Below are 11,034 nucleotides of genomic sequence, written 5' to 3'. Positions count from 1 at the left end.
CACAGACAAAACGTTGTTGCTGTCGCTTCGCTTTCGCACAGAAAACATTGTTGCTGTCGCTTCGCTTTCGCACAGAAAACATTGTTGCTGTCGCTTCGCTTTCGCACAGACAAAACATCGTTGCTGTCGCTTCGCTTTCGCACAGAAAACATTGTTGCTGTCGCTTTGCTTTCGCAAGATAAAAGTATTTTTGCAGCGAAAGACGAACCTCCGCTGCAAAAAATTTATTCTTGTTCTTGTGTTAAGGTCTTGATATTGATACGACCATCACTTTTTTGTAATTCTACTAAAAATAATCGTTGTAGCCAAGCTTCTTCAACATAATAATGATTGGCAATTTTAATAATCGGTTCTGAGATAGTAGAATATCTACGTTGATTAAATACATAAAATCCTGATTCTTTCGGGAATCTGAACGTGCGGTTATCATTATTGATATAATATCCATTTTTACCTTCACCAGCAGTATAGCCTAGATATGGCAACAATGTATCAGCATTATATAGTACTTGTCCTTCATGAAGAATGACATGAACATTATCTCTCAAAACATCATTAACGTAAACGCTTCGTTCATCCTCAAATAATAGTGGGTATGTGCCTTTTTCTTGGGCAGCATTCAACTTAAAATAAGAAGTTTTTGCATTTAACACCTTGGATAAAAGATCATCCATTGATGCAGGAGAAATCGGCTCTTCCCCCAGTTTTTTCAAAGCTTCCTGCCAAGCAGACTCTTGATTAGCTGTCATATATTCATTTAACGTCTTCACGATGGCCTTTGCTTTATCTGAACCAATCGTATCTTTCACTAAATAGGATGCCACTACTTCCGGCAACCATGTTGGTGAATCTTCAAATTTATATTGTGACTTTATTTGTGATAGTATTACTTCCTGCTCAACAGCTTGCTTAGTTAGCTCTGGCAAAAATAAAAGTCGATTATCATGTTCTTTAACTGGATTCTTTTCTTGAATAATAGCAATGTGCTGATCATTTAAAAACTGTAAATTTTCCAATGATTTTAAGAAATCCTTCGAAATAGCCCCCGGGGCATAAATAGATAATACAGGGGTTTCCTCTTGTACTTTTAAATTACCCGTTTGCCAATAAATATCACGAACTGTACCATTTCCACTAAACATTGTATAGTTAACAAGCGATAGTTTTTGCTGACCTACTAAAGGCAAGCCAGTTATCCACTGACCATCAATTTTACTATCAGTTGAAATATGTACAACAGAATAAGATGCTTCACCATTCGTTAATGTGGCAAAAACATTTTGGATGAGCATTTTATCTTTTAAGCCACCCTCAATTGGAATTATGTATGAAACAGATTGTGATTTAGTCTCTCCTTTTTTAAAATATGAGACTTCTTTTGATAAGCGATCACAGCTTTTCTCGTTATCGATAAAGCAACTAGGATTTACCGCATTTTTTGGCCACTGTATTTTTACTTTTTGGTTGGGTAAATTTTTAAAATATTGACGAATATCCAAGCTATTTTCTCGATAGACAATTTCTATCTCTTGTGAATAATGGAAATCGCCATTGCCTGTTTCTAAGTCAGACGAATAAGCATGGTACTGGAAAAATAATGTTCCTGTAATGATTAGTCCTAGAATGGAAAAAAAACTCATTGCAAATTTCATGTGCTTGACCTCCCGCAGCATGATACTATGTGTATTGGAAAGGATGTGCTTTTTTATGCCACAACAATTTATAGAATTAGGTGAGGGCTATGGTGATGTTTATGAGCTACTTGAAATAGTGAGAACCAATCAAGATCGCTTCCACCAAGCCTTCATACTAACATCCACTAAAGAAGAAAAAAAGGTTGCCTCTTTAGCAGTCGCTTTAAAACCAGTCGGTGAAAGTAAATTCATGCCGATTTATATTTGTCGAGAAGGCATCCCTTACAATGAAGAGCAGCCTTCACAACGACAAAAAATGTTTGAAGAAAGTATTAAACGACTAGATAGAAAAGCGGTTGTTGTAGAAATAAAGCACTCTTCTATATTTTCGGAATCAAAACTATTTTATCAATACCTAATCGGAATAATGCGACTTCATCACTATATCCCGGCATTGACTTAATACTAAAGACCCGCTTTATAGTCGTATTCTTTCGCTTTATCTGGTTTTGCATTTTCATACTCAGTTTTAACGAATGGACGATAAGATTTTACAACGTCTTTCACAAATGGAAGGCGTTGTAGTTTTGTTGTCATTGCTTCAATTTCCTCTTGCTCGCAATAAAGCACTACATATTTTTGCCTTCGAGAAATATAAAGAACATGACCATATTTTCGAAGAGATTTCGCATGTTTTAATTGATGGACGTAAACGATTAGCCCTTGTCGTTCGTTCATAGTATTCCCCTCACTTCTTACATAAAAGAATACCATAGACCGGAAAATGATAGCAACAGAGTTTAGCTGACAGAACGCTCAATTTTCCGTTATAATGGAAAAGCATACAACGTTGACTAAAAGTTTTACATTCACTTGTGCAAGTTAATAGAATACTAAACTTCACTGATTTTGTTTGCTCACAAAAAATTCAAAAGTGAAATTACCAGTACTATTTATATCATTTTAATTGTTAAGGAGGACGAATATGGGTAAGAAAACAAAGATTGCACTTGCAATCGCAGCGGCAAGTGCAGCTGCTTGGGCAGGTAGTAAAGCTATTTCTAAACCTCAACAACGAGAAGGTAAACAAGCATTACAATTTAATCACCCAATTATTCTCGCACATCGTGGCGGTGCTCATTTAGCACCTGAGCATACAATGCCTGCTTTTGAAAAAGCTTCACAGTTAGGTGTTGACGGATTTGAAATAGACATTCGCTTAACCAAAGATGAGGAAATTATCGTTTTCCATGATGATACTGTTGACCGTACGACAGATGGCTATGGACTTGTTTCAGACATGACTTTAGCAGAAATAAATGCATTAAACCATGGTTATCAATTTGAAGATTTGGATGGGGAATTTCCATATCGAGATAAAAAAATAGACGTTGTAACATTACGTGAACTACTAGAAACTTATCCAAACATGTTGATAAATATCGATATTAGAGATGCACCAGATACGTATGAAGGAAGTTTAATGCCTTCTAAACTTTGGCGTTTAATTGAAGAGCTTGGTGCAGAGAATCGAGTGGTTGTCACAAGCTTTTACGGTGAACAGATAGATCGCTTTAATCTATATGCACAAAATCAAGTAGCACTCGGTGCAGGTGAATCAGATGTTCGTAAAGCATTTGCTTCTTTCTCAAGCCAATTCGGACATTTATATCATCCAAAGGTAGATGTATTCCAGATACCACCTAAATCAGGAGTAATTACACTGGATTCTCCGAAGTTCGTCCAGTTTTTAAACAATTTAAACATCCCTGTTCATTATTGGACTATCAATGATGTGGCAACAATGAATAAATTAATTCACAACGGTGCAAAAGGTATCATTACAGATCGACCTGATATTGCTGTAGAATTACTACAAAAATAAGAACATAGAATGGAGCCTTCTCTCCATTTTATAATAGTTAACACATTGATTGGTGAGGGCTTTCTACTAACAGCCCTTACCTTTCGTTTTTATATTTTAAAATTTCTCTACCAATAAAATTAGCAGGTACCGGGGATAAACCTAATTCTCTTGCCCACACAGATAGTTGCCCAATATGATGAATTTCATGTGCAATAACATGATGTAAAATTTCATTTTTTGTATAAACATTTGTATCCCAGGAGACCTTTACAATCTCATCGCTAAAATTCTCATTATGCTTCAAAAATTCAATAGTTTCCCCGCGTAATTCAATTGAAAGATTTTTTACCTTTTCAAGCGTTTCATATTCAAGGAAATTGAATATTCTGTCATTCTCACCCTTAATACCACGAATCCAACTATATTCAACATCAATAATACGAAAAAGAGTATATAGAAAACTACCTACTCCACCACTTCTTTTCTGCAACAATTCCTCTATACTTAGCTGATTACACCACTCCAACCATTCGTCTCTTTACTTGCCAGTTATATTCAAAAAATTTGATCATGTGGCCTTCACCCCATTCATTTTTCCCCGCATTAACGCCCGTTTTGTAAAAACTAATAAATAGTAGGGCTGAAGATAACCCCACTGTTTAAAGTTAGATTCACAGGACGTGGCGTTCATAGACTGAGTTCCTCTATTTCAGCGGATGTTTGGACACCCGCTGAGAGAAGTTAAAATTTAATATTATTGCAAATGACGTAATACCGCATCCGTTACATCACGTAATGTCGCTTTTCCTCCCAAATCGGCTGTTTTAATACCTTCTGCTAATGTTGCTTCCATCGCATTTAGCACTTTTGCACCAAGCTCATGATAGCCTAAAAAATCAAGCATCATTTTACCTGTCCAAATTTGTCCAAGCGGATTTGCTATCCCTTGTCCTGCAATGCCAGGTGCAGAGCCATGGACTGGTTCAAACATGGATGGATATTGTCGCTCTATATTTAAATTTGCAGCTGGAGCAATTCCGATACTTCCCATAATCGCACCACCTAAGTCGGTTAAAATATCCCCAAATAAATTTGATGCAACAATGACATCAAAGTTTTCTGGTTTCATCACTAAAAAGGCAGCTAATGCATCAATATGATTAGATACTTGTCCTATGTTTTCGTAATCTTTACCTACTTCTCCAAATACTTCATCCCAAAAAGGCATACTGTATGTAATTCCATTAGATTTTGTGGCACTTGTAACATGCTGGCGTCGAGTTTTCGCCATTTCAAATGCATATCGCATTGCACGTTCTGTTCCCTTTCTTGTAAAAATAGCATTTTGGATAGCAACTTCATCCTGTCCACTATGTATTCTGCCACCAATCTCAGCATACTCACCTTCTGAGTTTTCACGTACAACAACAAAATCAAAGCCATTTGGATTTCGTAAAGGAGAAGGCAATCCTTGAAGTAGCTTTGCTGGACGCACATTTATAGATTGCTTCATCTCACGGCGGATTTTAATAAGTAGCCCCCATAGTGAAATATGATCTGGTACTAAATCTGGCATGCCTACAGCACCTAAAAAGATTTGATCGTAACCTTTCAAAATTTCAATACCATTATCAGGCATCATTTTACCTGTCTCTAAATAATAGTCACAGCCCCAAGGGAATGTTGTCCATTCAAACTGAAAGCTACCATCTAATTGAGCTGCTTTAGTAAGAACTTCTATCGCCGCTGGTACAACCTCTTTACCAATCCCATCTCCTGGTATAACGGCAATTCTATAAGTCTTCATCTGCTGATCCTCCTTTAATTTCTATATTGTCTATTCAATTACTATACAATTTTTCCGTAATAATTACATCCTGATGTTCATGGCTTTCGCTACAATGGCATAGTAAAAAAGACTGTATACAAACTCATGCGACGAGTTTGTATACAGTCTAAGAAGAAAATTTACCTTGTTTATGCAGAGCAAGAGCAAGAACCGCCTGAGCCACATCCTCCACCACATGAAGAATCTGATGTAAAGAACGGATTACTTACAGGAACTTTTACCGCTTCTGAAACAGTTTTCCCTATAAGTAGGCTTACTTGGTCAAGTAAGTCTTGAAAATCGTTCTCAGCAATTTTTAAGGCTGCAACCTTTTCATTTAAATCGAGTGCGCGCTTTTGCTGACGAATCGATTTCATAATTGTATGATAATCCGGATGATATTTTCCGAAACGTTGTACATCTTCGTACTGCTCTTTCATGCGATTAAATGCGTAAATAGCTTCAACTAATTGGACATCGCTATACACAGCATCATACGCTTGTTGTAGCGTTTTCACAGTCTCAGAGGAAAGAATCATCTCACAAAGCGCATCGGCCTCATCCAAAATGATTGCCCAGTCAGAGGTCATCATCATATTTAATTCCCCCAATCTCTTTCCCATCATAACAGATTTTATGATAATTTTACATTAATGATAATTTTAAATGAAGGAGTTTTTAAATTGGTACCATCATCTAAAGAACAAATAGAACAATTACTAGCAAAGATTTTACAACATAGTACAGCTGAAGATGAGGAGGTTTTACTACATTTATTGTCTGGTCTTCGCGATAAACAGCAAGGTATCCATCGACGTTATATTAATGCTGCCTTACACATGGTGGGCAAATTTGAGCCTGAAGTTAGTGAGGTTCGTATTCCCATTACACCCGTTATCCATAATACCATTAAGGTACCACACGGTGGGATCATTGCAACAATTGCAGATGCAGCAATGGGGGGACTTGCTTCGCGTTCGGTACCAGAAGGTTTTAATGTTGTCACAACAAATATTAATATCTCTTATATTGCTACAACAACCAACAAAGAACTAATCGCTCGCGGACGTTTCGTGCATAAAGGGCGTCAGACACTTGTGATGGAATGTGATATCGAGGATGAGACTGGACGAAAACTTGCTATTGCAACTGCTTCTTTCTTTGTCATTCAACGCCGTCCTTAGACATAAGATTTACAAAGTAATCTCGAATACATTGTTGATCGGAAAAAGGGAATTTTTGATTTTTTATTTGTTGGGTCTGTTCATGCCCTTTTCCGGCAACAAGTACAATATCACCTTTTTCCGCCTTTGCTAATGCTTGATGAATAGCAACTTTTCGATCTAGATAGATTTCATAATATTGTTGTTCAGTAAATCCAGCAATAATACTTTCATTGATTAAAATCGGATCTTCATCACGTGGATTATCAGTTGTTAAAAAAATAACATCCGCATACTTACTAGCTACTGCCCCCATCGCAAAACGTTTCGCCTTATCTCGATTTCCTCCACAGCTAAATACAAGGTAAAGGGTTTTCGAGCGATCAAAGGTTTGCAGAACAGCCTGTAATGCCTCTGCAGTATGTGCGTAATCTACGTACACATCAATCCCAAATGGATTGTCTATTTTCTCAAGTCTTCCTTCTGGTAGCCTTAACAACCACATATGCTCTGCTATCTCTTCAATTGAGAAACCTAGGCGCCATAAAGTCATCAACGCAGCTACAGCATTTTGCACATGATATTTACCAACAAAAGGGATTTCTACAATATGCTCACTCGATGACGTTTGTAAACAAATTACTGTTTTCCCCAATGATTCACTGACAATTTGGATATGTAAATCATTATGATTATCAAAGCCAAATGAGCAGGATTTTTTCTTATCATATATACCAACGGAACGGCAAAAGTTATCATCTCCATTTAGCACTAGCTTTTTCGACAAATCTGCCAATCTTTTTTTTGCACGCTTATATGCCTCAAGTCCTCCGTGATCTTCTAAATGGTCCTCCGATAAATTTAAAAAAACGCCACAATCGATATCACAATGATCAAGTCTATGTTGCTGTAATCCCATTGATGAAGCTTCTAAAACAACATGTGTAACACCATTTCGTACACATTGTTTTAAAATCGGGTGTAACTCTTTTGCCTGTAATGTAGTTAATTGCTCATACACTGATTGTTGTTTCTGCTCATTGATGAAAAATCCTACAGTTCCAATAACTGCAACATTTTTATGTAGGGCTCTTAATAATTGGCTCACAAAATGACTCACTGTTGTTTTACCATTTGTACCTGTAATCGCAATGACTGTTAATGCTTCTGCGGGAAAGGCTGAAAGCTTTGCACTCGCATACGATAAAAATAGAGATGTATTTGGAACCCAAACAAAAGGAATATTTTGATCGATATTAGGCAGTGAAATACTTTCCTCTGATACTATAGCGGCAGCACCCCGAGCTAATGCTTCTTTTACAAAACGACTTCCCGATGTTTTCTTCCCCTTACGTACAACAAAAATATTCCCAGGTTTTACTGCCTGAGCATAATCCTCAACGCCTGTAATAATTGTGCGAATAGATCCTCCAGTTATGCTACACGGCCAGTCTTTCAATAGTTCAGCTAATTGCAAGCTTCATTCCCCCTTTCGGTTCTCTATCATATGACGGCGTATGTAACGGTGTGACGAAAAATGTAGGTAGTCATTGTGCTTATCTATTTCGTCTAAAAAATGAAAAAACCGAAGATAAACTTGATTTCGCCAAGTTTATCTTCGGTTTCAGATTTCTATTTCTATTGTAATGATTCATCAATATTTACTTCTGATTCCTCAGAGTCGCTATCCAACTTCTGAGAAGGAGATTCTAAAAATATTTGCGTATAATAGTTTAAAAATACTCCCGATCCAACTGTAGTATATTTATCATTTAAAATGACTTTTCGATGCTCAGGTGAATTAAGCCAGCCATGCATTACTTCGATAGCATCAAAATAATCTGTCGCAAGATTTTCATTCGCCTCACTATATTCGATTCCCTGTGTTTCTAATCTCTTTTTTAAATCTCCATTTGTTGGTGATTCATGCCCAATAAAATTTTGAATCTTCATATCTTCACTATGTATTTTTGCAACTTTTTCTAATGATTCATCAATATTTAATGGAGCTAAATCATGTTGAACTCTTGTTACATTTATCAAATCGTCAAGCTGTACAGCACTTGCTTCATTAATATCCTGTTGTAAAAAAGAAGAAGGTGGTGTTGGTATAACAAGCTCACCTTGATAAGTCATTTCATAAGGTTGATGAAGAACAAGCGTTTCACTATTAGTAAAGCGTATTCCTTGTAGCTCACCCGTTTCTCTATCTATATAGAGTTGTGCAAAAAGTCCATCGAATTTTACAAGCAATCGTGTCTGCATATCTTCTTCACTCATTGAGAAAACGAAAATATTTTTACCTACATTCGCAGTTACTTCATAATCAATGATTGTCATTCGGTATATATCATCGCGCTTCTGACCAACCTTAAAAGGAGAAGCATCTAAATCTTTACCAGCTACGTAAACTTGTGCCACAACATTTTTTTGAACGCCTACCATAAAAAATGTGGAAGAACTTGCATTATAGATCCACCAATCATATCCAAAAGATGAAGGTTCCTTTCGAACTGGTTCACCATATCTCTCCAAAACTACCTTAGCTTTTTGACCGATTAATGTCGACATCCCACTTTTTGGACGTGTCGTTGCCCCCATTTCAGGCTGCTTTAACTCGGTTTTGGGAATAATATTTGAATTGGCGTTCGGGCCTTTTAGTGGCTCGTTTTCACGTGGTGTATTAAAAAACATAAAGCCGATCAACGCAATTGCAGCACATGCCATAAAAATGCGAAATAAAGCTTTCATACATGACTCCTTCTTATCACGATTATTCTAAATTATTATATCAATTGTAGTTGGGTTGACACAATGTTGTCATTGCAACAATGTCGAATATGCTCTATTATAAAAATGAGCGTATACTTTGTACGAGAACCTAAAGGAGGATTACAGATGTATTTTGAAAATACTAACCTTGAAAATTTAACAGCTGATCAAGAACTTATTGTAAGCGTCATGAAAAATAATGGTTTAGAATGTGACGGCGGCTGGGATTACGAACGTATGACATTTGATAAGCGTTTCGATACTCGTGAAGGACGTTATTACCTACGTGTATTCGCATATGCAAAATCAGGAGATGTTGGTGCACACGATGCAATCCTAACATTAATGAAACCAGCACTTGGTAAGTACTACTATCCACACGGCGTTGAGTATGGTGATGATGAAGTTTTCCCAGCTCATCTTGTGAAAAAATGTGAAGATATCTTAAAAAAGGTTAAATTAGACCTAGAAGCTTTTAAAATTCACGCATAATTTTAGATAGTTATTTCTCGGTGCATGCATGTCGATTAAACATCGAAATTATTTTATTTTTTATCAGGGTTAACAGTAAGTCGACAACAGCATGCAGTGCAATAGCTAAATCTGAAAAGACTGGTGGTCCAGTCTTTTTTATTTTGAGTAAAAATTTTATTTCTTCTCATACTAACTATATCTTTTACATGATGTAGGTGAGATAAATGTTACAATTTTTCAAACACCCCTTTTTTCGCCATCCGATCATCGTTATAGCTAGCGGAATTGCTATTCTCTGGTTTATATCCCTGTCATTACCCATACTGCTTGCCTACGTAACTGCATTATTATTGGAACCTGTCATCTTACGAATCAGTAAACGGTTCCGAAAAAAACGCAAAATAGTCGCATCGATTTTTTTTATGTTCTTTTCAAGTATGACATTACTATTATGTATTCTCATTATATTTATAAGCTGGAAACAATTTTCAACATTTATCATTCATATTCCAGAGTATCTTAATCAGCTATCAGCATTATGGATTCAAACACAATCCAAGCTTTCCAACTATACTTATCACTTGCCCTTAGATCTTGTTATACAAATTCAACTTATGATAGCACGGGCTCTATCTTCAATCGAGAAATATGCTCTTTCTTTAACAAATGTAAACGTTTGGTCATCTTCACTTACGTATATAACTTCTCGTTTGTTTGATATTTTTGTTTATTGGATTGTACTATATATGTTTCTTTTAGAACTACCGAATATTAACCGTAAAATGTTAGCGCCTATTCCGTTTCACTATCATCAAAAAATACTATTTATTGGACAGCGCGTAAAACTTGCTTTGTTTGGTTTTATGAAAGCACAATTTTTAGTTGGCATTTGCATTTTTGCTATAGCTTTTGGAACCTTTTATTTTCTAAAAACACCATTCCCACTTATTTTAGCGCTCTTACTAGTCATTTTAGATTTCGTTCCTTTTTTAGATTCATTCATTTTGCTTCTTCCTTGGGCAATATACAAAGCCTTTACAGGAGATTATATCTTTGCTGTCGTGCTAGTCGTACTTACGATCGTACAGTTTTTAGTTCGACGTATGATTGAACCTAGAGTTATTGGAAATAAAGTTGGACTCTCCTCACTAACAACCTTTATTGCAATGTATATCGGTTTTGAAATATTTGGATTTCCTGGTATTTTAATAGGTCCATTACTCTTTGTTGTTGTTCTTTCCCTATTTAATCAAACATCCATAAAAAATCTCCCTCCTTCTCAAAAATAAGGAGGGA

11 protein-coding genes and 1 pseudogene are annotated in these 11,034 nt (G+C 36.2%); 5 read left to right on the top strand and 7 right to left on the bottom strand.

The window, feature by feature from the left end; genetic code table 11:
- Positions 1 to 224: 224 nt before the first annotated feature.
- Positions 225 to 1,652 (bottom strand): RNA polymerase II, encoded by a 1,428-nt coding sequence (locus ACQKMV_RS02275; protein WP_427502197.1) that lies wholly within the window; start codon positions 1,650 to 1,652, stop codon positions 225 to 227.
- Positions 1,653 to 1,707: 55 nt separating this feature from the next.
- On the opposite strand from ACQKMV_RS02275, the gene ACQKMV_RS02270 reads away from it, so the two are divergent.
- Positions 1,708 to 2,097 (top strand): DUF7147 family protein, encoded by a 390-nt coding sequence (locus ACQKMV_RS02270; protein WP_427423678.1) that lies wholly within the window; start codon positions 1,708 to 1,710, stop codon positions 2,095 to 2,097.
- Positions 2,098 to 2,099: 2 nt separating this feature from the next.
- Here the strand turns inward: ACQKMV_RS02270 and ACQKMV_RS02265 are convergent, their stop codons facing one another.
- Complete coding sequence (locus ACQKMV_RS02265; protein ID WP_427502196.1) at positions 2,100 to 2,372, bottom strand: YlbG family protein; 273 nt, start codon at positions 2,370 to 2,372, stop codon at positions 2,100 to 2,102.
- 247 nt (positions 2,373 to 2,619) lie between these two features.
- On the opposite strand from ACQKMV_RS02265, the gene ACQKMV_RS02260 reads away from it, so the two are divergent.
- Positions 2,620 to 3,519, top strand: a complete 900-nt coding sequence (locus ACQKMV_RS02260; RefSeq protein WP_427502195.1) for a glycerophosphodiester phosphodiesterase — start codon at positions 2,620 to 2,622, stop codon at positions 3,517 to 3,519.
- 76 nt (positions 3,520 to 3,595) lie between these two features.
- On the opposite strand, the pseudogene ACQKMV_RS02255 reads toward ACQKMV_RS02260, so the two are convergent.
- The 3 genes and pseudogenes from ACQKMV_RS02255 to ACQKMV_RS02245 form a co-directional block, all read right to left on the bottom strand.
- Positions 3,596 to 4,073: pseudogene (locus ACQKMV_RS02255) on the bottom strand (DinB family protein).
- A gap of 182 nt (positions 4,074 to 4,255) precedes the next feature.
- Positions 4,256 to 5,308, bottom strand: coding sequence for a tartrate dehydrogenase (locus tag ACQKMV_RS02250; RefSeq protein WP_427502194.1), 1,053 nt, complete (start codon positions 5,306 to 5,308; stop codon positions 4,256 to 4,258).
- Between the two features lie 170 nt (positions 5,309 to 5,478).
- On the bottom strand, positions 5,479 to 5,925 hold the full coding sequence (locus tag ACQKMV_RS02245; RefSeq protein ID WP_427423674.1) for a YlbF family regulator: 447 nt from the start codon (positions 5,923 to 5,925) through the stop codon (positions 5,479 to 5,481).
- An 87-nt stretch (positions 5,926 to 6,012) separates the two neighbouring features.
- Here ACQKMV_RS02245 and ACQKMV_RS02240 point away from each other — a divergent pair, with 87 nt between their 5' ends.
- Positions 6,013 to 6,513, top strand: coding sequence for a PaaI family thioesterase (locus ACQKMV_RS02240; protein ID WP_427423673.1), 501 nt, complete (start codon positions 6,013 to 6,015; stop codon positions 6,511 to 6,513).
- On the opposite strand, the gene ACQKMV_RS02235 is transcribed toward ACQKMV_RS02240, so the two are convergent.
- Positions 6,494 to 7,969 carry a UDP-N-acetylmuramoyl-L-alanyl-D-glutamate--2,6-diaminopimelate ligase gene (locus tag ACQKMV_RS02235; protein ID WP_427502193.1) on the bottom strand — a complete coding sequence of 492 codons (1,476 nt, stop codon included), beginning with the start codon at positions 7,967 to 7,969 and terminating at the stop codon, positions 6,494 to 6,496. The two genes, ACQKMV_RS02240 and ACQKMV_RS02235, sit on opposite strands and share 20 nt — an antisense overlap.
- Before the next feature lie 161 nt (positions 7,970 to 8,130).
- Positions 8,131 to 9,243 (bottom strand): CAP domain-containing protein, encoded by a 1,113-nt coding sequence (locus ACQKMV_RS02230; RefSeq protein WP_427502192.1) that lies wholly within the window; start codon positions 9,241 to 9,243, stop codon positions 8,131 to 8,133.
- Between the two features lie 147 nt (positions 9,244 to 9,390).
- Between ACQKMV_RS02230 and ACQKMV_RS02225 the strand changes: the two genes are divergently transcribed.
- Both ACQKMV_RS02225 and ytvI read left to right on the top strand, forming a co-directional pair.
- Positions 9,391 to 9,756 carry a YugN family protein gene (locus ACQKMV_RS02225; protein WP_427423670.1) on the top strand — a complete coding sequence of 122 codons (366 nt, stop codon included), beginning with the start codon at positions 9,391 to 9,393 and terminating at the stop codon, positions 9,754 to 9,756.
- A 206-nt stretch (positions 9,757 to 9,962) separates the two neighbouring features.
- Positions 9,963 to 11,027 (top strand): sporulation integral membrane protein YtvI, encoded by a 1,065-nt coding sequence (ytvI, locus tag ACQKMV_RS02220; protein WP_427502191.1) that lies wholly within the window; start codon positions 9,963 to 9,965, stop codon positions 11,025 to 11,027.
- Positions 11,028 to 11,034 lie beyond the last annotated feature (7 nt).

Source organism: Lysinibacillus sp. NPDC094403 (assembly GCF_050278745.1).
Taxonomy (GTDB): domain Bacteria; phylum Bacillota; class Bacilli; order Bacillales_A; family Planococcaceae; genus Lysinibacillus.
Note: the sequence above shows the minus strand (reverse complement) of the source record. Positions and strands in the feature narration are given on the sequence as shown.